21 protein-coding genes are annotated in these 21,675 nt (G+C 41.6%); 4 read left to right on the top strand and 17 right to left on the bottom strand.

The genetic code is table 11. The features are described from left to right. Positions 1-246 precede the first annotated feature (246 nt). Positions 247-1,083: a MurR/RpiR family transcriptional regulator gene (locus PSF67_RS03210; RefSeq protein WP_166265483.1), complete on the top strand. Its 837-nt coding sequence runs from the start codon at positions 247-249 to the stop codon at positions 1,081-1,083. Between the two features lie 234 nt (positions 1,084-1,317). Beyond that, complete coding sequence (locus tag PSF67_RS03205) at positions 1,318-2,313, top strand: hypothetical protein (protein ID WP_229597474.1); 996 nt, start codon at positions 1,318-1,320, stop codon at positions 2,311-2,313. 99 nt (positions 2,314-2,412) lie between these two features. Here PSF67_RS03205 and PSF67_RS03200 read toward each other — a convergent pair whose 3' ends face one another. Next, positions 2,413-2,667 (bottom strand): helix-turn-helix domain-containing protein, encoded by a 255-nt coding sequence (locus PSF67_RS03200; protein ID WP_102137344.1) that lies wholly within the window; start codon positions 2,665-2,667, stop codon positions 2,413-2,415. A 908-nt stretch (positions 2,668-3,575) separates the two neighbouring features. Here PSF67_RS03200 and PSF67_RS03195 point away from each other — a divergent pair. Further along, positions 3,576-4,460, top strand: coding sequence for a helix-turn-helix domain-containing protein (locus PSF67_RS03195; RefSeq protein WP_166265486.1), 885 nt, complete (start codon positions 3,576-3,578; stop codon positions 4,458-4,460). Positions 4,461-4,544: 84 nt separating this feature from the next. Here the strand turns inward: PSF67_RS03195 and PSF67_RS03190 are convergent, their stop codons facing one another. From PSF67_RS03190 to napF, 16 genes are all read right to left on the bottom strand, one after another. Further along, the gene (locus PSF67_RS03190; RefSeq protein ID WP_272676518.1) at positions 4,545-6,578 is read right to left on the bottom strand and encodes a TonB-dependent copper receptor; all 2,034 of its coding nucleotides are present in this window, start codon (positions 6,576-6,578) and stop codon (positions 4,545-4,547) included. A gap of 181 nt (positions 6,579-6,759) precedes the next feature. Continuing rightward, the gene (locus PSF67_RS03185) at positions 6,760-7,125 is read right to left on the bottom strand and encodes a DUF2946 domain-containing protein (protein ID WP_395349629.1); all 366 of its coding nucleotides are present in this window, start codon (positions 7,123-7,125) and stop codon (positions 6,760-6,762) included. 312 nt (positions 7,126-7,437) lie between these two features. Then, positions 7,438-8,178, bottom strand: coding sequence for a hypothetical protein (locus tag PSF67_RS03180; RefSeq protein WP_210848570.1), 741 nt, complete (start codon positions 8,176-8,178; stop codon positions 7,438-7,440). 154 nt (positions 8,179-8,332) lie between these two features. Further along, on the bottom strand, positions 8,333-9,403 hold the full coding sequence (locus PSF67_RS03175; protein ID WP_272676517.1) for a cytochrome c-type biogenesis protein CcmH: 1,071 nt from the start codon (positions 9,401-9,403) through the stop codon (positions 8,333-8,335). After that, positions 9,400-9,957, bottom strand: coding sequence for a thiol:disulfide interchange protein DsbE (gene dsbE / locus PSF67_RS03170; RefSeq protein WP_272676516.1), 558 nt, complete (start codon positions 9,955-9,957; stop codon positions 9,400-9,402). The genes PSF67_RS03175 and dsbE overlap by 4 nt, the downstream gene beginning before the upstream one ends. Then, the gene (locus tag PSF67_RS03165) at positions 9,954-11,885 is read right to left on the bottom strand and encodes a heme lyase CcmF/NrfE family subunit (protein ID WP_102139971.1); all 1,932 of its coding nucleotides are present in this window, start codon (positions 11,883-11,885) and stop codon (positions 9,954-9,956) included. Before PSF67_RS03165 ends, dsbE begins: the two co-directional genes overlap by 4 nt. Further along, on the bottom strand, positions 11,882-12,373 hold the full coding sequence (gene ccmE / locus PSF67_RS03160; protein WP_036958480.1) for a cytochrome c maturation protein CcmE: 492 nt from the start codon (positions 12,371-12,373) through the stop codon (positions 11,882-11,884). The genes PSF67_RS03165 and ccmE overlap by 4 nt, the downstream gene beginning before the upstream one ends. Continuing rightward, positions 12,370-12,582 (bottom strand): heme exporter protein CcmD, encoded by a 213-nt coding sequence (ccmD, locus tag PSF67_RS03155; RefSeq protein WP_004262214.1) that lies wholly within the window; start codon positions 12,580-12,582, stop codon positions 12,370-12,372. Before ccmD ends, ccmE begins: the two co-directional genes overlap by 4 nt. After that, the gene (locus PSF67_RS03150; RefSeq protein ID WP_272676515.1) at positions 12,579-13,319 is read right to left on the bottom strand and encodes a heme ABC transporter permease; all 741 of its coding nucleotides are present in this window, start codon (positions 13,317-13,319) and stop codon (positions 12,579-12,581) included. Before PSF67_RS03150 ends, ccmD begins: the two co-directional genes overlap by 4 nt. Positions 13,320-13,516: 197 nt before the next feature. Continuing rightward, complete coding sequence (napC, locus tag PSF67_RS03145) at positions 13,517-14,155, bottom strand: cytochrome c-type protein NapC (RefSeq protein ID WP_102139974.1); 639 nt, start codon at positions 14,153-14,155, stop codon at positions 13,517-13,519. A gap of 9 nt (positions 14,156-14,164) precedes the next feature. Continuing rightward, positions 14,165-14,614, bottom strand: a complete 450-nt coding sequence (gene napB, locus PSF67_RS03140) for a nitrate reductase cytochrome c-type subunit (RefSeq protein WP_004913351.1) — start codon at positions 14,612-14,614, stop codon at positions 14,165-14,167. Continuing rightward, positions 14,611-15,474 carry a quinol dehydrogenase ferredoxin subunit NapH gene (napH, locus tag PSF67_RS03135; protein WP_102139975.1) on the bottom strand — a complete coding sequence of 288 codons (864 nt, stop codon included), beginning with the start codon at positions 15,472-15,474 and terminating at the stop codon, positions 14,611-14,613. The genes napB and napH overlap by 4 nt, the downstream gene beginning before the upstream one ends. After that, complete coding sequence (gene napG / locus PSF67_RS03130) at positions 15,461-16,171, bottom strand: ferredoxin-type protein NapG (protein WP_102139976.1); 711 nt, start codon at positions 16,169-16,171, stop codon at positions 15,461-15,463. Before napG ends, napH begins: the two co-directional genes overlap by 14 nt. A gap of 6 nt (positions 16,172-16,177) precedes the next feature. Continuing rightward, positions 16,178-18,664, bottom strand: coding sequence for a nitrate reductase catalytic subunit NapA (napA, locus tag PSF67_RS03125; RefSeq protein WP_166265495.1), 2,487 nt, complete (start codon positions 18,662-18,664; stop codon positions 16,178-16,180). Then, positions 18,645-18,923, bottom strand: coding sequence for a chaperone NapD (napD, locus tag PSF67_RS03120; RefSeq protein ID WP_181490085.1), 279 nt, complete (start codon positions 18,921-18,923; stop codon positions 18,645-18,647). Before napD ends, napA begins: the two co-directional genes overlap by 20 nt. Beyond that, entirely contained in the window at positions 18,913-19,404 is a 492-nt protein-coding gene (napF, locus tag PSF67_RS03115) for a ferredoxin-type protein NapF (protein WP_004262238.1), read from the bottom strand. Before napF ends, napD begins: the two co-directional genes overlap by 11 nt. 805 nt (positions 19,405-20,209) lie before the next feature. On the opposite strand from napF, the gene nrfA reads away from it, so the two are divergent. Beyond that, a complete protein-coding gene (nrfA, locus tag PSF67_RS03110) occupies positions 20,210-21,643 on the top strand; it encodes an ammonia-forming nitrite reductase cytochrome c552 subunit (protein WP_102139979.1) in 1,434 nt (477 codons plus the stop codon). Positions 21,644-21,675: the final 32 nt, after the last annotated feature.

The following is a 21,675-nucleotide window of genomic DNA, read 5'->3' as shown; positions in this document are numbered from 1 at the left end:
AGACTTAAACTTACTTTCATCACTTATTTATTGGCTATTTGGCTGTTGTGTTGAGCAAAATATGTCTTGCTTTCAATCAAGAAAACAAGAGAACAAATTGATGTAAGCTGTTCAATTTATTATCCCAAATTCAAATTATTTTGAGATTTCAAGAAAAGAAAATTTTTAAATATGAACTAAGTGTTTCAAAAAGATTCGACTAACGCCGTAAAACAACTACAATTAGAGCCAAATTCTGGAGGTTATATGTCAAGTGCATCAAATTTAAATGAGTTTCAAGAGCAGGTTCGCTCGCGATACGACGAATTAAGTAAACGGCTACAGCAAGTGGCACGCTACGTATTAGACAATACGAATAGCGTCGCATTTGATACTGTCGCCGTCATTGCAAAAGAAGCGAAAGTTCCGCCTTCGACACTGATCCGTTTTGCAAATGCGTTTAATTTCAGTGGGTTTAATGAAATGAAACAATTGTTTCGTATGAACCTTGTTGAAGAAACCGCCAGCTACACCGATAGAGCGCGCATGTTTCGTGAAATGGATGGCTCTCAAGAACTAAGTGATGATCCTTCACAAATTTTGAAGGAATTCGCGCACTCTAACGCCCAAGCTTTGCAACAAATGGCAGCTAGAACTCCCGCAGATGATATCGAAAAAGCGGTATCGTTATTAGCGAACGCACAAAATATCTACATTATCGGTTTGCGTCGCTCATTCAGCGTTGCAACGTATTTGAGCTACGCCCTTAGCCATTTGGAATGTCGCCCAGTACTCATTGATGGACTTGGTGGGATGTTCAAGGAGCAGATCAGCCGGATCAGTGAAAATGACGTTGTTATTTCAATCAGTTTCACACCTTACGCCTCGGAAACGGTCATGGTAAGTGAGAAAGCAGCTCAAGCAGGCGCACAACAGATCGTTATTACTGACAGCCAAATCAGCCCGTTGGCAAGTTTCAGTGATGTTTGTTTTGTTATCAAAGAAGCCCAAGTAGATGCATTTCGTTCGCAATCAGCCACCTTATGTTTAGCACAATCACTGACAGTGGCATTAGCCTATCGCCAGGGCAGCAGCTTAGTCTAAGTTATACGGCTCTGTAATTAAACACCTCCATTAATTCAGAGCCCCTTCCAATCCTCTCCCTCATTAACATAAACGTATTTATTGAATGTTAATTAAGTTTCATCTTTTTCTTGGATTTGTGAATCTCATCAGAAAATACAAATTCTAAAAAGACAATCAAATGAAATTATTATTTCACCCTGCTATGTTGGGATTATATCTCGCGTTAGATAAAACCAAGAATGAGGGCTAAGCATGTTAAATACACACTTTCTTTATTTACTCGGCCACCTTCGTTTACTTGAAGAACAGCATTCTGTCACGTCAATTAATCGCTCTGGTATTGGTTTAATCGGCACAGCACCTTATAACCAACTTTATATTGATGCGATAAAATGCTGCACCCATCATAGTGAGCTAAAGTCAATTTGCCATTTGACTCCATCACTCCCTTCTATGACTGACTTTATGTGCCAAAAGAAAAAGATAGAAGAACTGATCAATAATGACGATGTTGATTGCATCATAATGACGTCCACTTGCAGTGATGAGTTACTAAAATTTGCTATTCAGATGGCTGTAACAGCAGGAAAAGATATCCTATTAAATGATATCCCCAACTATAGTGAAAGCGAATTGAAGGAAGTATTAAAGAAAGCAATATTCCATGACACATTGATTAACTATAGCCAGCCTCTTAGCTTTGATTACCAGTTCAACCAAATAAAAACGTCATTAATGTCTAAACGTGGCACAGAAACAGGGTTATTACGTATCGTAACACACAGAATATTAGAGACTGAAAACCAATTGCCATTCAATACATTACGAAACACTATCGCAAAAAATATAGAACTATTGTTATCTTTAATACCTGATGTTGTACTTTCAAACCCTGCGATCCAATACTCACATCCCTTTACGAAAAGAGCTGATGGCGATGTATTGATGATTAACTTTCGCCAAGAAGGTGGTTTATTGATTTCATTTGAAATCTTTTTCAATACAGGAAAGGTTTCAGACAAACTGTCTTTAAAACAATGTAATAACCGATATGAAGTAGAGAAAAATCTCCCTTTTAATGAAAGAAATCAAGAAATTAATCAAAATAATTTTATTGTAGAGCAACTCGACCAATTTGTTTTAAGACTCGGTAGCAACACAAAGTTAGCTAAGATTAATCAATGGAGTCGCGCTAATGAACTAACAGATAAAGTAATAAAACAGCTAAATACCTATGGATATATTTGATTTCTATAAAATATAAAGATAACCCTAATAGTAACAAGTAATATTATTCTACAAGTAAATAATGCAATATTATTTGTAACACACCTAAATCACTTATAATCAATGTATTGAGCTATATGTACCACCATTTACATTTACGACGCCATATAAAAAAGACGTAGGATCAACATTGAAAAGATAAGCAAATTGAAATAATGAATCAACATCAATGCAACTTTCGCCAGTCTCGAATCGATTCATTTCTTCTTCTGTTACACCGATTAAGCTTGCCATTTTTTCTATCGATATTTTATGGTTTTCTCGCTGTTTTCGGATTTTTATCCCTAGCATTTTAGCAATGCTTTCCTTGCCCATAATAACCTCTACTAAATATTAAAATGAATATTATCAACCGGTGCGTAAATTATCACCAACCGTAAATTTATAAATTGACTTAAAATAATAAAACTCTGATTAAATGAATCGTTTTAAGACAATCCATTAATGAAAAACAAACAGAAAAACCAGATAAGCAGATGATATAATTAGATTATATCTATTTCATTGTTACATTTTAGTTGTGATGGTCATCACATAACACTTTAAGACCCAATAAAGATAGAAACTAGGTTATAGTCAGTCACCAGCTAATAAATTGTATTTCCAATTTAATTTAAATTCTAGCTTACATTTCCAATTTGATAAAACTATATTGCCAAATTTAATGTTATAACCTTAGGAAATTCGTGACAATTTGTATTCATCCGTATCAATAAGTTTCCACAAAGCAATTATAATAAAGAAAAATTTTTTTCATCATAAAAAAAGACGTTTTTTTTTATTTATTAGTCGAAATAACAAGATTAGATTCAGGTAATAATAATAAGACATTCTATATTACGCTTATAAGGTTAAAGCACTTTTAAGATTAGTAAGTTACATTATTTCAATCTTATTTTGAATCTCTAAAATAGATTACTATAACAGATCGTCTTAGATGTAAATAAAATTATGTCTCACACTTATGCCATATTCATTACTTTCAGTCTATACACAGTATGTAAAAATTAGGCAAATTACGTAAACGCCTAACAAGTGTATTTAAGCATTCAATCTAACCCCTCCCTTATCAAAACTTACTTAACTTCACATCTTTTTAATAAAATTGTCAGTTAGCATGCTATCCTATTACGAGCACCTATGAATACTTACCAGTCATCACACTGAGTTATTATATGACCTCTTATTTTATTGGTAAGTAAAAGAGACCTGAAAGGATAATCATGCTACAAGAAAGTGTTATCAGGGAAATCATTCTCTGGATAGAACAAAATTTAGAATCTCGCCTATCCCTAGATACTGTTGCCGATAAATCAGGATACACAAAATGGCACTTTCAGCGCCTATTTAAAAACCAAACAGGACTCGCACTTGGCTCCTATATCCGAGCAAGACGTCTTTCTTGTTCTGCTGTCGCATTACGACTAACAAATGACAGCATAATGGACATTTCTCTAAGATACCGCTTTGACTCGCAACAAACTTTTTGCCGCGCGTTTAAAAAGCAATTTAATCTGACCCCTTCTGAATATAGAAAACGAGAAGGATGGAAAGTTGAAGGGTTCTGTTTACCTTTACGAGAGAGTAAAGAGCTCAGTGTTCAAGTTAAATTGGCTCAGTTACCCGCAATCAACTTACTCGGAACTAAGCATCGTTATACTAAAGATATTAATGAGTGGAACCTAAAAACCGATGAACTGCGCCGATACTATTGGAGGGCTTTTTTTGAGAAAAACCCTTATGTCACGCAGCATTTATATGCTATCCATGGTATTGACCAAAGCGCTAATGCAGAAGGGCATTTCCTATATACCACGGCTCTAGATGAACAAGATGTTAGTATTGCGCTTCCGCAAGCAACTAACTTACAGTTACCCTCAGGAAATTATTTAGAAATCAAAATCACTAGTAGCCTTCATGGTATAGATTACAATGACATTATCTATACTGCTTATGGGAAGGTGCTTGCTGAAATGGATATCGTCCGTGGTGAAGGGCCTGATGTTGAGCAATATGTCCTAAAGTCTAAACCCTCTTATGAGGCATTCATTAATGATTCACGCCATTTCATTCAAGAACTAAATTATTATATTCCCGTTATTATTTAACGACTAGGTATTTAACAAATAGCTATTTAACAACCAGCCAGCAAGCAACCCACACAAAAGTTGTATGGGTTGTTGAGCTAATAATTAAAAAGTCACATTCATTTTTGCCCAGAAATTTCTCCCTGGTTCATTCACTGGCACGTTGGATGAATAGCCAAAACCGCTGTTTCCAGCTAAATTAAGGTGCTCGCTATAGGTTTTGTCAAAAAGGTTATCAACACCTGCGCTTAATTTCATGTTTTCATTAATTTTATACGCTGTATTTAATGAAAAAATTGTGAAACCCGCACTTTTGCTAAAATCTTTACCCACTACATTACCATCATTAATGGCAACGCGATTTTGGCGGCTCACGACTCGTACTAAGCCTGTCGTGGTCCAATCGCCTTTTTCCCACGATAAGCCAAATCGGCTTTCCAACGGTGGCATTTGCGGTAATGCCTTTCCATCTGTACGGTTTTCGCCCCATGAATACGCAAGGCTTGCATCCGCTTTCCACTCATCACTGAGTTTTTGTGCAACACCGAGTTCTCCTCCCATAATTAACGCATCCACATTTTCCACCTGGCTCATTCTTGGATTTGTTGCGCTATAACGGAAGAGAATAAAATCATCAACACGCCCTACATATGCAGAAACCCATGCATTGGTGTCTTCATGGCTATATTTAGCTCCAATATCTAGCTGAGTCGTTTTTTCAGTTTTTAGCTTATCAAACACATTATTGCTACCATCCGGGCCGAGTTTAGGCGAGAACAATTCCCAATAATCAGGAAAGCGTTCTGTATAACCGACACCTGCATATAACATGACAGGCGTACCCGATAAAGAATGCTCATAACGCGCAAAGCCTGCTGGCATCACAGTATTACGCCCTGAAGAACCTACTCCTGTATTATTTTCGACTATCACGCGGTCTAAACGTACCCCGCTGACCACTTTGCCTTGCTCAGTTGGATGCCAAGTTAGCTCGCTAAAAACACCATAATCTTGAAATTGTGCATCTTTTTTCCAGCTATTGTGATTGTTTTTTCGATGCTTATTGGTTTGCATGTCTGCGCCGGCACGCAGTTCATAGTCTGACCATAACCATGTTCCCATCGTTCGCCCCCCCATGGTTTCACGGTCAACTCGCATTTTCATTGGCATATTCATCATGCCATGGCCACCATGCCCCATATGACCACCACTCATTCCGCCACCTGATGGAGAACGAAGCGAGTAGTTATCCATTATATGATCGGCATAATTGTAATAGACATTCGCTTCAATTTTATCTAACACATCGCTGAGATTACTTTTCTCAAAGCGCAATCCTAAGCTTTCGCGTTTAAACTGAGAGCCATCCATTCCCCTCCCCGCATAGCGAGCTTCCCCATCGCCTTTACCAGCAGTCAACTCTAATAATGTGTATTCATCAGGTGTCCAACCAACCGCAATATCAGTATTCCATTTGTCCCATTTAGACGGTACTTTGTCCCCATTACCATCTTTATAATCATTAGAACGTGACTTATTGCCAATAACGCGAATGTAGCCAGACTCATTACCTAAACTCACATCTGCATTGCCATCCCAACGCTCATTAGATGCGGCTAAAACACTCGCGTTTCCTTTCATTCCTGCTTCAGTAAATAGCAGTTTTTCACGTTCAAAACGGATGGTTCCCGCAGAGTTCCCAGGCCCCCATAAAACAGTTTGAGGGCCTTTAATCATATTCAGTACATCAAAGTTTTCCGGTGAGATATAAGATGTAGGCGCATCCATACGAGAAGGACATGCACCTAACATCTCGCTATCATTGGTCAAAATACGCAAACGCGAGCCGAACATGCCACGAAAAACAGGATCACCGTTAGTCCCACCGTTTCGTATTTGTGAAAAACCCGGAATAGTTTTGAGATAATCAGAACCATCACTCGCAGGGACGGGCTGCCTTGGTGTTTTAGGTGATGTCGTAATCGTTAATGGTGAATCAACTGGCGCAGTCACAATCATCACTGAGCTATCTGAGATTGGGCTTTGGTTAATTTCAGCTTTAGCGGCTGTAGACGCCGTAAAAATTGCACTAATTACCAGTGTTGCAATAGGAGCCACTTTAAAAACGTGTGTGTTCATTTTTTACCTGTTTCTTAGAGTATAGCTACGCTGCTTTCACCTCTTAGCTTACAAATACATTTTCAGCCCTCAAGGGGGAACCTCTTAAAAATCAAAGAAATTCAAGATGAACGAAAACGCTTTGCACAATAAAAGCAAAAGTAGCAATTTAATTAATTTGAAAATTTATAATATTAAGAAATCAGGAGATTGGTGGGGCTCGAGCGAGATGTAATGACCATGGTCTAAATAACCAAATGTGAGTGCAACTCTCAAAGGGAATAAATAGAGTTAGCGTGGCAAATTGCCGAATAACCGCAGCAATAAGTAAGATAAGAAATGGGAAGTGGATCAATAATTGGCAGTAACCACATGCAATATCTTCCATCGGAGACTGCCCTATCCCCGTCATTAACATATGGTTCATTGGTATAGAAACGTCACAGCCTTCAGACATAGGCATACTGTGATGCGAATGCATAGAAGAGTCTACCATCTCACTTTGTATATCTGTACAAGTGTCCATATGCACCATGGACTTAGAAACCAAAGGTGCAATAAACAACATTGCAATGGCAAGCAAAGCAAGATAAGCGGATAGCTGTTTGATAAAAGGGCGCAGGTGCAACGTTTTTCCGTCATCTCAGTACGAATTTTATAGTGCGGAATTGTATCTTATTTGGAAGGGTGTTGTTATTCATTTTCAAAATTAATGTTAACCACAGCGCAGCATCGCATACAAAAGACTAAAAAACAGACAATTGCTGATTAAAATCAATCTATTGATTAAATATCTATTCTCAATACAACAGATTGAAATTAAAGTAAATAATAAGCTCATTATTTACTTTAACATTATTTGGCTATTAACCATCTAACCCTAGCGATTTAGATGAGACCATTTTGTGTTAACCATTACCTTGGTTATCTCTTCTTTAGTTTGAATTGGCTTGAGTTTATCCAGTTCAATCCAAACCGTTTTGGTTGATTGAAATCGGTTATCTGGCGTCAAACCACTCAATTTAATCTGTAAATATTGCTCTTTTTCTTTATCGCTAACACCTTGTTTAAATTCTTCATAAGCAACCATATATTTTTTTACTTCCTTGCCAGCTAACCCTTTTTTGAAAGTGACCAAAATTTTATAGCTGAGCTTTTCGTTAAGAAAATTTTTAACCACATCAGAGAGTGATTGATATGCGGCGATCTTGTCGTCTTTTGCTTTTTGAATATATTGTGGGCTTCTTGGAGCCTGACTTGGCTGATAATTAGGTTGCGCTCTCGCTAATGTCCTCTTTTGAACTGGCGTCCTGTGGGAGCGATTTAGATTGCTTGGCTCCGAAACCGACCGATTTAATGCCAATGCCCCTGATATATTTTTTTGATGAATATTTGAAGGCTCTGAATAGGCATGTCTTAAAGTAAAAACACGAGTGGGAATTTTTGACCCTTTCCGGTCAATCTGCTTTTTTTTAATACTTTCAGCAAATTTATTTAATTCTAGCTGCTGATTCACAAGCTTTCTTTTAACTTCTTTATCTAATGGGAGTTTATTCAAACCTGATACGACTGGGTGAGAGATATTGGTTTGATGATAATTACGCATTAGTTGAGTGGCCATATTGCTTCCTTTTATCTAGTTATAAACTCAAACTATATTAAAAGAATTGATATCAGCTATCTTTAACAAACCGAAGTAATCAAAATCGTGGATTATAATATGAAAGGGAGTGTTATACAGGCGAACACCTGTATAACACTATCAGTGAAAAAACTTACTTATCGGAAGGCTGCCCTTTCTTTTCATGCACCATCATCAGAGCTTGTTCAACACTGCGTTCGATAATAGGACGACGTTGATCATTCTCTGGCAGCAGTTTTAGCATCATTTGCCAAGCAGAAATGGCTTCAGCGTAGCGTTCTTGCTCAAATGCATTGAATGCAAAAATACTCAATGCTTTCACATTAGTGCGGTCTTCTGCGATCAGCTTTTTAAGTAATTCTGCACCTTGGCGGTTATCTTCAGGATCAGAAGAGCGCGTCAAAACCTCCGCATATCCCATCACTACATTTTCATTTTTAGGGGCTAGGCGATAAGCACGGCCATAGGCATCGGTTGCCATAGTAGCATTCCCCAACACCATACCAATACGGCCTAGCATTTCCCACGCTTCTACATTTTGCGGGTCTTCCTGCAATCGAGTGCGTAACCCTAAAGCAAGGTGTTCCATTTCCGCATTATTGAGTGGCGGCTCAGATGGGTCTAGTGCTCTATCTAACAAAGCAGGGGCTTGTTGATAGGCATTATTCCAATCTGCCACTTTCTCGTAACTGCCTACCTGATAATAAGCCCCACCCGCAACACCTAATGCGATGATAAACCCGGGTAAATAAACCCAATTGCTGGTACGAGAGGCCTCAGGCAATGCTTCCTCATCACCCTGCTCAACCTGTTTTAATCTAACGCGTTTTTTAGAACGGGCAAAAATGATCCAGCCGCCTACCGCTATAGCAACAAATGGTAACCCCCATAGCATCACCGTGAGCGGTGTCAGAGGTGGGTTATAAGTGACGAAGTAACCATAGCGCGCAACCATATAATCAACGATTTCATCGCGGTTTTTGCCTTCTTTCATTAACTCATACACTTTTTGACGCAAGTCCAGTGCAATCATTGAGTTAGAATCCGCAATACTGTTGTTTTGACATTTAGGACAACGCAGCTCTTCGGTTAACTTACGGAATTGCTGCTCTTGCTGTTCATTATCGAAAGTAAACACTTCTGTCGATGCATATGTCACCATTGCACTTAACGCTAACATCAATAAACCCAATAAATACCTCATTGGTTCGCCTCCTGATTATAGCGCTCCCAAAGGGGTTTAAATTCTTTTTCCCAAACGCGCTCGTCCATTGCCCCTGCGTGACGATAACGGATCACACCATTGCCATCAATTAAGAACGTTTCAGGTGCACCATATACCCCTAAATCAAGGCCTAACATACCTTCACCATCAAATAAACTCAGAGCATAAGGGTTACCCAACTCACGTAACCACACAATGGCCTTATCCCGTTTATCTTTATAATTCAACCCGACCACACGGACACCTTGTGCAGACAATTCATTCAAATATTGATGTTCTGCACGGCATGTTGGGCACCATGTTGCCCAAACATTCAACAAGATAGGTTGCCCTTGTGTTAGCACATCCGATTCATAATGTTGACCGGGGTTTTCTAGTGACTCAAGGCGAAAAACGGGCACTGGCTTACCAATTAAAGCGGATTCTAATAAGCGAGGGTCATCCCCTTCTGCATTACGCATCAATTGCCATAACAGAACCGCAGCAATTCCTGCAAAAATAATAAAAGGAATTAAGAAGACTTTGCGGTTCATGCTGTTTCCCCTTGTAATTTACGACGACGATAACGTGGGTCAAACAAGCAAAATAACGCACCGATAGCCATTAATACGCCACCAGACCAGATCCAACGAACAAACGGTTTATAATACAAACGCATCGTCCACGTATCTTTAGCAATTTCCTCACCCAATGCGGCATATAAATCGCGAGTAAAACCGCCATCAATCGCGGCTTCGGTCATAACTGCTCGGCTAACGCTATAAAAACGTTTTTCTGGCATTAAAACACCGATGACTTTGTCTTTCTCTTTCACTGAAATACTGCCAATAACGCCTTGGTAGTTAGGGCCATCAGCCTCTTTTACCCCATTAAATACAAAGGTATAAGCACGAATTGAAATGCTATCGCCCGGCTTCATTTTCACATCACGCTCAATACTGTAATTTTGGCTAAAGGCAATACCGACGATGGTTACCGCTAAACCTAAGTGCGCCAGTACCATTCCCCAATAACTTGGCGTGAGCTTGATTTTCTTACTGATGCGCACTCGCATTTCCGCGAACGCAAGAATAGCTATCCAGCACGCCATCATTAAGCCGACAACCGTCAACGCTTCTACCCTATCTTCCATTAATAATGGTAAGGCAAAAGAGAGAATAACGGTTAATACCGTTGCAATGATTAATAATTTTTTGATAGCCGCAGGGCGGTCACGCCCCCAGCGTACGAGTGGGCCAATTCCAAGTAACAAGGCAAATGGCACCATCAACGCGATAAACATGGTATTAAAGAACGGTTCACCAATGGAAATCGTACCCAGACCAATTTGTTTATGGACCAACGGTAGCAATGTACCGAGTAACACGACTAACATCGCTGCTGTTAGGATAACGTTATTGCCCAATAACATGGATTCACGAGACCATAGCGCATTGTTAACTCTTGAGCGTACTTTGTGCCCACGCAGTGCAAACACCAATAAAGAGCCGCCAATCACTAACACCATGAAGGCTAAGATGAATAACCCTCGAGATGGGTCTGAGGCAAAGGCGTGTACAGAAACCAATACCCCTGAACGGACTAAGAAAGTCCCGAGTAAACACAGTGAGAAAGCAAAAATCGACAATAATAGTGACCAGGCTTTAAACGTGGCTCGCTGTTCAGTAACGGAAAGTGAGTGGATCAATGCTGTTCCCACTAACCATGGCATAAAGGAAGCGTTTTCCACTGGGTCCCAGAACCACCAGCCCCCCCAACCTAATTCATAATAAGCCCATGCGGAACCTAACATGATCCCCAGTGTTAAAAAGAACCATGCTGCCATCGTCCAAGGGCGAGCGAAGCGCGTGAAAGAGCTATCTAACCGGCCACTTAACAATGCCGCAATCGCAAAGGCAAATGCCACTGAGAAGCCGACATAGCCCATATATAACAATGGTGGGTGGAAAATCAGCCCGGGGTCTTGCAGTAATGGATTGAGGTCACGCCCTTCAATCGGAAAGGCCGGCAGCGTGCGCGAAAACGGATTTGAAGTGAAGATGATAAACAGTAAAAAACCAACGCTAACCATCCCCATGACGGCCAAAACACGGGCGACAATGTCGAGAGGCATTCGGTAACTGCAAATTGCTACCGCAAATGTCCAGCCGCTCATTAATAATACCCAAAGTAATAATGAGCCTTCGTGAGCTCCCCATGTTGCAGCAACACGATACCAAATTGGCAATTGCGTATTCGAGTTATTGGCAACATAAGTGACTGAGAAATCATTAACAACAAAGGCATTCACTAATACTAGGAATGCCCCTGTTACACAGAGAAAAAGTAACCATGCTAATGGACGCGATGATGCCATCAGGCGGGCATCATTGCGTGCCACTCCCCATAGCGGGTAAAAAGACAGCAAAACGGCAAGACCTAATGCCAAACACAGTAAAACGCTACCAATTTCAGGGATCATGATGCATTGTCCTTATAGGCAGCAGCTGGCCTGCGATGGTTTTCCTGCATCGCCTTTTCAACCTCTGGTGGCGTATAGTTTTCATCATGTTTAGCAAGCACTTCTTTCGCTAAAATATGATTATTCTCTTGTAATTCCCCTTGAACAACAACACCTTGCCCTTCTTTGAATAAGTCAGGCAAAATTCCATGATAACTTACGTCTACTTCACCTTCGGCATCATAAACCGTGAAAGTGATATTGACGGCATTAGAGACAGGGTCAGAATCACGTACCACACTACCGGGCATCACCATGCCGCCAACGCGCAAACGTTGCCCAACTTCAGGGATTTGCTGAGTTTCCCGCTTACCGTAGATGATTTCACCGGGGGTATAAAACAAGTCAATACTTGAGCGCAATGCGTAGAGAATCAATGCGAGGGTTAACCCCACGCCAACCAATATGGAACAGATCAACCAAAGTCGGTTACGACGACGAATATTCACACTCCCTCCCTACGCGCTCTTGCTGCTTTTTGTCTTACTTCACGAGCTTGCTGTTGAATAATTGCATTTATTATCATTTTTCTTTGTATGTATGTATGCAAACAGAGTAACAAAATAGGTATTAATGTCAGCGCAACCGCCAGCCATACATAAAAACCATAGCCGCCCATCGCCCAAAACTCACTCCAAGATGCAAATGCGCTAGTCATGATTGACGTCCTTTTTTATTCACAATATCTAATACCCATGGACGGTTACGTTCTAACATCAATAATTGACTACGTAAACGGATTAACGTTAATGAGATAAAAAGAAACAGGTAACCAAGGATAGCTAAACGTAGTGGCGTACGCATTACAGGATCGATGCTTTCTTGCATACGTGTAGATGGTTGGTGCAAGGTTTGCCACCATTCAACTGAATAATGAATGATAGGTAAGTTAATCACACCAATTAATACTAAAATTGCAGCGGCCTTTCCTGCTGTACGGCGGTCATCAAACGCATGCCATAAAGCAATAATCCCCACATACAGAAAAAATAGAATTAATTCAGAGGTTAAACGTGCATCCCATACCCACCATGCACCCCACATTGGTTTACCCCATGTCGCACCTGTAACTAATGCAATAAAGGTAAATACCGCCCCTATTGGTGCCATCGCCGCTATCGCCAATTCAGAGACTTTCATTTGCCATACGAGACCGACAAAAGCGGTGATCGCCATGGTGGCATAGATCCCCATTGACCACATTGCAGCAGGCACATGGATATACATAATACGATAACTTTGGCTTTGGACTTTATCGGTTGGCGCAAAGCCAAATCCCCAAATCCATCCCACTGCTAAACAAATTACACTCAATATGATAAACCACGGTATTAGACGCCCACATAACCGGTAAAGGTTAACTGGGATGGCAAGTTGATGAAGCTTTTTCCACATAGTTTAATTACCCTGATTTATTATATTGTTAGTAAATGCTGCGTGACAGAATCATACAATACACATTAAAAAAGCAAATATATTGATTTAACACAAATATAACTTAGGCTGATCATACTCAAACGCATAACCAGCCTATTTATTGATCATTACTTATAATTCATCGGTATAACTCATCATAAAATGATTACCTTAAATTAAAAGCCAGGTTCAACTTCACGCATGTCCGGCAACTTATGGGCGATCCCTTTATGGCAATCAATGCAGGTTTTGCCATCCGTGATGGCTTGGTCATGCATTTTAGCTGCAACCCCTTTTTGTGCCGTGAAATCCATATACTCAAAGTTGTGGCAGTTACGACACTCTTGTGAGTCGTTATTTTTCATCCGTCGCCACTCGCTTTGCGCCATCGCTAACCGATGGTCTTCAAATTTTTGAGGCGTGTCGATGATGCCAAAAATTTTTCCGTATAACTCCTTGCTCGCTTGAATTTTACGCACCATTTTGGGGCCGAACTCATGCGGTACGTGACAATCTGGGCAAGTTGCACGGACACCACTACGGTTAGTATAGTGAATAGTATCCATATATTCTTCATAGACATTCTCACGCATTTCATGGCAGCTAATACAGAACTCTTCCGTATTGGCCATTTCCATACCCGTATTGAAGCCGCCCCAGAAGATAACACCACTCACGAAACCAATCAGTAATAAGGTTCCTAATGCTAAACGGCTTGGCCTACGCCACCACCGCCATACTCGGCCGATTAGCCCAAACAAACCCTTTTTCTTCGGCTTGTCATCATGTGTTTGCTTATCATTGTTATTTGACATAATTCCCCCTTATTTCCCAAAACCTTTGGATGGGGTAAATGTGTTATCAACAATCGGTGCTGTGTCTGATTGCGGCACGTGGCACTGTAGACAGAAGTAACGGTTTGGTGCGACTTCGCCGAGGACTTTGCCTGTTGCATCCATAAAGTGCGTTGGGCTAACTCTTGGTGCCCCTGTGGTACGATAATTTTCCACGCCATGGCATTGCAAACACCGATTAGTATTAGTGGTAATTTGATAACCTTCAACACTATGTGGGATCATTGGTGGTTGATTCACATAGTTTAATGCCATTCTTTCTTGCTCTTTCGGAATATGAATGCTTCCTTCTGACGTACCGGATACTTCTGGTGATTGGGTCAGGTCTACACCATTAGCAGCCCAAACAAGACTGCTTACAACAAAGGCCATTCCAGCCACCCAACGGCTGATCGTCTTTTTCAGGACAGGATTTTTCATGATTTCGCTCCCGAACTCCATCTTAGTGTTATTTTAAAAACATCCTCAGAACAAACATCGATGCAACGACCGCAAGTGATGCAATCCTTATCTGATATCTGCGCTGGAGCTTGTTTATCTAGGACCGGTGCGCGCAGAACTTGCGGCTCCGGGCAAATGTGGAAACAGTCCATACAACGGCTACAGTTTTCTTTATTTTCCGCTGTAACAACCAATGCACCTTTACACCCAGCTACGCCATATAGCGCACCTAATGGACAAAGGTGACCGCACCAACCATGTTCCACAACTAATAAATCGAATAAAAACAGTGCAACTAAAACCAATGCACCGCTGCCAAAACCAAAAATTAAACTGCGCCCCATTAATGAAACGGGATTAAGCCATTCCCAAAGTAAGGTGCCTGTAATCGCAGAGCCGATCAGGATCACCACCAGCAATACATAGCGAATATTGCGGGGTATGGTTGCAGACTGGTTAAAATCAAACTTACGTCTTAACCACGCTGCGGCATCCGTCACTGGGTTTACAGGGCAGACCCAACTACAGAAAATGCGCTTACCCAACAGTGCATAAACCCCAAATACGATAGCAGCCCCAATTAGCGCGGAGATCCCCGGTAAGTAACCACTTGCTAAGCTCTCTAACGTAATTAAGGGATCAGTCAAAGGTACGGTGTCTAACAATAAGCTACTGCTGTAGTTACCATGTAAAATCCACACCCCAAACCAAGGCCCACTTAGGAACATCGCTAACACCAGCAATTGGCTTATGCGTCTAAACACCAACCATTTGTGGCTTTGCCACCAGCCTTTTTTTGCCTGAGCTTCACGTCCGGCATCACGTTTACGATTCGCCATTGTTACCCTCCAGCCAACCAAAGCGGTAATGGTGCCCTAACTCACCTTTTGCCAACGACCTTGGTAATACCTTGATAGCTGCCTCTTCCAATACACAGGCTTGTTCACATTTACCGCATCCGGTGCAGTAGTTGCTATTGACTGTGGGTAAGAAGCGCGCGTGCTTACCGGTTCGGTGGTTTTGTTCCAGTTCCAATGTGATGGCTTCATCAATCAGTGGACATACGCGGTAGCATACATCACACCTTAGCCCTTGAAAATTCAGGCAGTTTTCCTGATCGAGTAAAACGGCTAACCCCATGCGTGCATCGTTAATCGACTCAATGTCTTTATCCAATGCGCCACTTGGGCAAACCTTAGCGCAAGGAATGTCCTCACACATTTCACACGGGTTTTCTCGAGCGATGAAGTATGGCGTTCCAGAAGCCAAGCCTGATGCCAATGTCGCTAACTTCAACATGTCATACGGGCAGGCTTGAACGCATTGCCCACAACGGACACATGCACTGGCAAATGTTTTTTCATCAAGGGCGCCCGGCGGGCGGAGCTTGACGCCACTCGCACGGGAAGTTTGTTGCTGAAGCCCCAGCACCACACCAACAGCCGCCAACCCGCCCGCAGTGCGGGCGACATCGCGTAAAAAGCGACGACGGCTGTTCTGGGACTTAGCCTGTTGAGACTTAGCTTTCTGGGGCATGAGCAATTACACCTTTTCCAGTTTAACGGCACATTTTTTGTAATCCGTTTCTTTTGAAAGCGGATCGGTTGCATCCAGTGTTAAGTTATTCACTAGCTGCGCAGCGTCAAAGAACGCCATGTAAACTAAGCCTTTTGGTGGTCTGTTACGGCCGCGTGTTTCAACAATTGTTGTCACATCACCACGACGTGAAACCACTTTGACTTTATCACCACGGCGTAAACCTCTCTCTTTTGCATCGATTGGATGAATAAACACTAGAGATTCAGGGAAAGCACGGTGTAGTTCAGGAACACGACGAGTCATACTACCAGTGTGCCAATGTTCTAAAACACGACCTGTTGATAACCATAAGTCATATTCTTTATCTGGCGATTCAGCTGCAGGCTCAAATGGCAGTGCAAAAATTACCGCTTTACCGTCGGGTTTACCGTAGAATTGATAGCCAGCACCAGCTTCAACATAAGGGTCATTTCCTTCGCTGTAACGCCACTGAGTTTCTTTGCCATCAACCACTGGCCAACGGATACCGCGCGCTTTGTGATAGTCATCAAAATCCGCTAAGTCATGACCATGACCGCGACCAAAGCCTGCGTACTCTTCGAATAGCCCTTTTTGTAAGTAGAAGCCTAATTCACGTGATTCATCGTTAAGTTGGTCTTCTGCTAACTCGCTCACAGGGAACTTCGTTACCGCTTGGTTAGCGAATAACACGTCATACAACGTTTTACCGCGTAATTCAGGTTTTTTCGCGAGTAACTCTTCAGGCCACACTTCATCCGTTGTAAAGCGTTTTGAGAACAACACCATCTGCATTAAGTCAGATTTCGCTTCGCCTGGTGCTTTAACTTGTTGGCGCCAAAATTGAGTACGACGTTCCGCATTACCGTAAGCGCCTTCTTTTTCTACCCACATTGCCGTCGGTAAAATCAAGTCAGCGGCTAACGCACTGACCGTTGGATAGGGGTCAGAAACCACGATAAAGTTGCGTGGGTCACGCCAACCAGGCATACGCTCTTGGTTGATATTCGGGCCCGCTTGCATGTTGTTGTTACACATAACCCAGTAAAAATTCAATTTACCGTCTTTTAAAGCACGGTCTTGGGCAACGGCGTGTAAACCGACTTTTTCAGGGATAGTCCCAGCGGGTAGTCCCCACACACCTTCGACTTTCTCACGGTGTTTTTCATTGGTAACCACCATGTCAGCAGGTAAACGGTGCGAGAACGTACCCACTTCACGTGCAGTACCACACGCGGATGGCTGGCCTGTTAATGAGAATGGCCCACAACCCGGTTGAGAAATTTTGCCTGTCAGTAAGTGCAGGTTATACGCTAAGTTATTTGCCCAAACACCACGAGTGTGCTGGTTAAAGCCCATGGTCCAGTAAGAAACCACTTTAGTTTTAGGGTCTGCGTAAAGTTTAGCTAACTCTTCTAACTGATCTTTTGGAACACCCGTCATTTCTGCGGTTTTGTCTAAAGTATATTCCGCAACAAAGGCTTTATATTCATCCCACGTCATTGGCTCAGATGCGTCAGAACCTGCATTTTTCGCGTTTTGTTCGAGTGGGTGAGTTGGACGTAATCCATAACCGATATCTGTAGCACCACGACGTAAATTCACGTGTTTATCGAGGAATTCCTGATTAACTGCATTGTTTTGAATAATATAGTTTGCAATATAGTTCAGGATCACTAAGTCAGATTGTGGTGTAAAGACGATGCCGTTATCGGCTAATTCAAAGCTACGGTGTTTGAAAGTCGATAACACGGCAACACGCACGTCAGGGTTAGACAAACGGCGGTTAGTAATACGAGACCACAAGATTGGGTGCATTTCTGCCATGTTTGAGCCCCAAAGGACAAACGCGTCAGCATGCTCAATGTCATCATAACAGCCCATTGGTTCATCCATACCGAAAGTACGCATGAAGCCCACTACCGCAGAAGCCATACAGTGGCGTGCATTAGGGTCTAAGTTATTAGAACGGAACCCACCTTTGAACAGTTTTGATGCTGCATAGCCTTCCCAAACTGTCCACTGGCCCGAACCGAACATACCGATCCCTTCTGGGCCTTTTTCTTTTAATGTGGTTTTGACTTTTTCTTCCATAACATCAAAGGCTTGTTCCCACGTGATCGGTGTAAACTCCCCATTTTTGTCATATTCACCGTCTTTCATACGCAACATTGGCTGCGTTAAACGGTCTTTTCCGTACATGATTTTTGGTAAGAAATACCCTTTGATACAGTTTAAACCACGGTTTACTGGCGCTTCTGGGTCACCTTGGCTGGCCACAATGCGACCATTTTGAGTTCCCACCAGTACCCCACAGCCTGTCCCACAAAAACGGCAAGGGGCTTTGTCCCATTTAATACTTTCTTGTTGACCAACCACTGCTTTCGCAATGCTCGGTGCGCCAATACCTGCCGCCGCAGCAGCGGCCGCTATCGCATTGGCTTTCATAAAGCTACGACGACTGAGTTTCATAATCTTCCTCACCTTGCTCTTCCTGCTGGTGGTAAACCAGCGAAACATCTAGTACGCCGTCAATATCGCGTACTAAATCAATAGTATCTAACAACGTTCTACTACCTTGCCCTTCAACAACCACAATCAGTTTTCCGTTTTCTGGGGCGCTTAACGCCACCTCACAATTAGAAAATTGATTAATTTCTTCGGCCACAGTAGACAGTCGCTCACTTTTTACTTGTACTATTAAACTGCACACTTGATAGTTACTGTGCATGTTCATGCTCCACGGTAATGGCTGAAACTGGGCAACCTGCTACACAAGCACCACAGCCTGTACAACCTGGTGTTTCTACTTTTGGCTGGTATATACCTGCCATTGACGGACGAAAAGAGATGACTTCAGGCTCACAACTGTCTTGGCAACGACGACATTCAATCGAAAGATAAGCAAGACAATTTTGGCCAATCGAAATTGAGATATCCCAAGGTTGGGAATGTTTTGGAAGGAAAATAGGTTCTGGACATGCTGTTGCACATGCATAGCAAAATGTACATTCACCACGCTTAAAATCAACAACAGGGTAGCCCCCTGCTCCCGGTTGGATAATTGCCGTTTCGCAACTCTCAACACAGGCATTGCAACGGGTACACAATTCAATAAATTGCGTTTCACTACCACTCCATGGCGGCCGAACCACTGGAGCCGCGCTGCGCCACGCACCAGTTAATACTCCCCGACGGGTGAGATCAACCATGTTTTTTTCCTTTACATTGCCAACAAAAAAACTAAAACGTATTGATAAACCGCATTTTTTATATGTGTATTTATGAGAAATATTAACGATAGCAGCTATAAAAATACATACTACCAAGTAGGTAAAAGAGGTAATTCCCCGTATACAACTAGAAATAACCAGATTTACGCTATTTGCTATGCATGACCTCAAAACAGCCTTAAAATGATAAAGGAATAGGGGTTTTTAATTATTTATTAACATTTTTTTAATGTGGATTATTAATTTAAACTCAATTTTTAATTTTTTAAATTATAACATCAACCAAAAACTACCACTAAAGTGGTATATGCAATGTCATTTAGCAAAAAAATATATGCATTTTTTTTGATATTAAACAAATTTTGTTTGTCACTTTTTTTTAAAAATAACCCAGAAATATTAAAGATAAAAATTTAATTAAAAATCAATAAATTACAACAAGCAAATGTAGAGCGTCAAAATAAGAATCATTACTAATTAATTATTGGAACTAACAATTTAGAACTATTAAAAAATAACTATATCAATTTCAATAATACCTATTTTTTATTATTTTTTCACATTCTATTTCCTTATTCCAAATTAACTCTTGATCAAAAACAATATTTTTAGTGTGGTTTTTTGTTACACATATAAATTGGCAATGTCTTGATAGTATCTGTGCGCTTACTATCAAACCTAAATAACAAAAAGATACCCAAAATAGTTCGAGTCATAGGTCACAATACAAAAACAACTCGAAAAATGAAGGGATGACTGGCTAAAATTACTCGAGGCCCTTTTTATGGCAAACATAAGAAATAATGCACTATGCTTATTGAGTCTGGTTGCAGGAATATTTCTCTTTACCTCTGTTCATGCTCAAACTCCTACCAAAGATAGTACATCCACTATTAACGCTCGAAATGAAACTTTCGAAGCTGCTCACCCTGATCAATACCACTCTTGGCGAGCAACATCCGAGCAATCAAACCGTGAAGATGCATTAGCGGAAGACCCTCGCTTAGTCGTACTGTGGGCTGGATACCCATTCTCACGCGACTACAACAAACCACGTGGCCACGCTTATGCCATTATCGACGTCCGTGAAACCTTACGAACCGGTGCACCGAAAGACGCCCAAGATGGCCCGCTCCCGATGGCATGTTGGAGCTGTAAAAGTCCCGATGTGGCGAGGCTAATCCAAGAACATGGCGAAGATGGCTATTTCGAAGGTAAGTGGGCAAAAGGTGGCCCTGAAGTGGTTAATGTTTTAGGCTGCGCTGATTGCCATAAAACAGATTCTGCAGATTTTGCAAAAGGCAAACCAGAGCTAACGCTTTCTCGCCCTTATGCGGAGCGTGCAATGGAAACGATTGGCAAACCGTTTGATAAAGCCAGCCGATTCGACCAACAGTCCATGGTGTGTGGCCAATGTCACGTGGAATATTATTTCTCTGGCGATAAAAAAGCCGTGAAATTTCCATGGGATAACGGCACCAAAGTCGAAGAGATGGAAGTTTACTACGACAATGTTGGTTTCTCTGACTGGACCAACTCATTGTCGAAAGCCCCGATGCTGAAAGCTCAACACCCTGAATATGAGACTTGGAGTGCAGGTATTCATGGCAAAAATAATGTGACCTGTATTGATTGCCATATGCCAAAACTGCAAAACGAAAAAGGCGAACTGTATACCAGCCATAAAATTGGTAACCCATTCGACAATTTCGAACAAACCTGTAGCACTTGCCATACCCAGAGCAAACAACAGCTGCAAGATGTCGTTGCTGAACGTAAAGTCGCTATCCAAGAGATGAAAATCAAAGCGGAAGACCAATTGGTTCGAGCTCACTTTGAAGCGAAAGCCGCATGGGATGCAGGCGCAACAGAAGATGAAATGAAACCAATCTTAACGGATATTCGTCATGCACAATGGCGTTGGGATTTAGCTATCGCTTCCCACGGTATTCATATGCATGCACCAGATGAAGGCTTGCGCATGTTAGGTGGTTCGATGGATAAAGCCGCAGATGCACGAACCAAACTCGCTCGTCTATTAGGTTCAAAAGGCATCACCCATGAAATTGCCATTCCAGATATTTCAACTAAGGAAAAAGCGCAACAAGCTATCGGTTTAGATATGCAAAAAATCAATGCGGAGAAACAAGAGTTCTTAAAAACTGTGGTTCCGCAGTGGGATGAACAAGCTCGTAAAAATGACCTATTAGCCAAATAACCATGATTTGCCCCAAATAATGGGGCAATACA

This window comes from Providencia sp. PROV076, from assembly GCF_028483405.1.
Lineage (GTDB): Bacteria > Pseudomonadota > Gammaproteobacteria > Enterobacterales > Enterobacteriaceae > Providencia > Providencia huaxiensis.
Note: the sequence above shows the minus strand (reverse complement) of the source record. Positions and strands in the feature narration are given on the sequence as shown.

Excerpts from the sequence above, each read along its gene's own strand:
- napF (WP_004262238.1), bottom strand. The coding sequence starts at position 19,404 with ATGGTTGATCTCACCCGTCGGGGAGTATTAACTGGTGCGTGGCGCAGC.
- nrfA (WP_102139979.1), top strand. The coding sequence starts at position 20,210 with ATGGCAAACATAAGAAATAATGCACTATGCTTATTGAGTCTGGTTGCA.
- PSF67_RS03190 (WP_272676518.1), bottom strand. The coding sequence starts at position 6,578 with ATGAACACACACGTTTTTAAAGTGGCTCCTATTGCAACACTGGTAATT.
- napD (WP_181490085.1), bottom strand. The coding sequence starts at position 18,923 with ATGCACAGTAACTATCAAGTGTGCAGTTTAATAGTACAAGTAAAAAGT.
- napB (WP_004913351.1), bottom strand. The coding sequence starts at position 14,614 with ATGAAAAATCCTGTCCTGAAAAAGACGATCAGCCGTTGGGTGGCTGGA.
- PSF67_RS03200 (WP_102137344.1), bottom strand. The coding sequence starts at position 2,667 with ATGGGCAAGGAAAGCATTGCTAAAATGCTAGGGATAAAAATCCGAAAA.
- ccmD (WP_004262214.1), bottom strand. The coding sequence starts at position 12,582 with ATGACTAGCGCATTTGCATCTTGGAGTGAGTTTTGGGCGATGGGCGGC.
- PSF67_RS03180 (WP_210848570.1), bottom strand. The coding sequence starts at position 8,178 with ATGGCCACTCAACTAATGCGTAATTATCATCAAACCAATATCTCTCAC.
- PSF67_RS03175 (WP_272676517.1), bottom strand. The coding sequence starts at position 9,403 with ATGAGGTATTTATTGGGTTTATTGATGTTAGCGTTAAGTGCAATGGTG.
- napH (WP_102139975.1), bottom strand. The coding sequence starts at position 15,474 with ATGGCGAATCGTAAACGTGATGCCGGACGTGAAGCTCAGGCAAAAAAA.
- PSF67_RS03210 (WP_166265483.1), top strand. The coding sequence starts at position 247 with ATGTCAAGTGCATCAAATTTAAATGAGTTTCAAGAGCAGGTTCGCTCG.
- PSF67_RS03150 (WP_272676515.1), bottom strand. The coding sequence starts at position 13,319 with ATGTGGAAAAAGCTTCATCAACTTGCCATCCCAGTTAACCTTTACCGG.
- PSF67_RS03205 (WP_229597474.1), top strand. The coding sequence starts at position 1,318 with ATGTTAAATACACACTTTCTTTATTTACTCGGCCACCTTCGTTTACTT.
- dsbE (WP_272676516.1), bottom strand. The coding sequence starts at position 9,957 with ATGAACCGCAAAGTCTTCTTAATTCCTTTTATTATTTTTGCAGGAATT.
- PSF67_RS03165 (WP_102139971.1), bottom strand. The coding sequence starts at position 11,885 with ATGATCCCTGAAATTGGTAGCGTTTTACTGTGTTTGGCATTAGGTCTT.
- PSF67_RS03195 (WP_166265486.1), top strand. The coding sequence starts at position 3,576 with ATGCTACAAGAAAGTGTTATCAGGGAAATCATTCTCTGGATAGAACAA.
- napG (WP_102139976.1), bottom strand. The coding sequence starts at position 16,171 with ATGCCCCAGAAAGCTAAGTCTCAACAGGCTAAGTCCCAGAACAGCCGT.
- PSF67_RS03185 (WP_395349629.1), bottom strand. The coding sequence starts at position 7,125 with ATGTTGTTTATTGCACCTTTGGTTTCTAAGTCCATGGTGCATATGGAC.
- napC (WP_102139974.1), bottom strand. The coding sequence starts at position 14,155 with ATGTCAAATAACAATGATAAGCAAACACATGATGACAAGCCGAAGAAA.
- napA (WP_166265495.1), bottom strand. The coding sequence starts at position 18,664 with ATGAAACTCAGTCGTCGTAGCTTTATGAAAGCCAATGCGATAGCGGCC.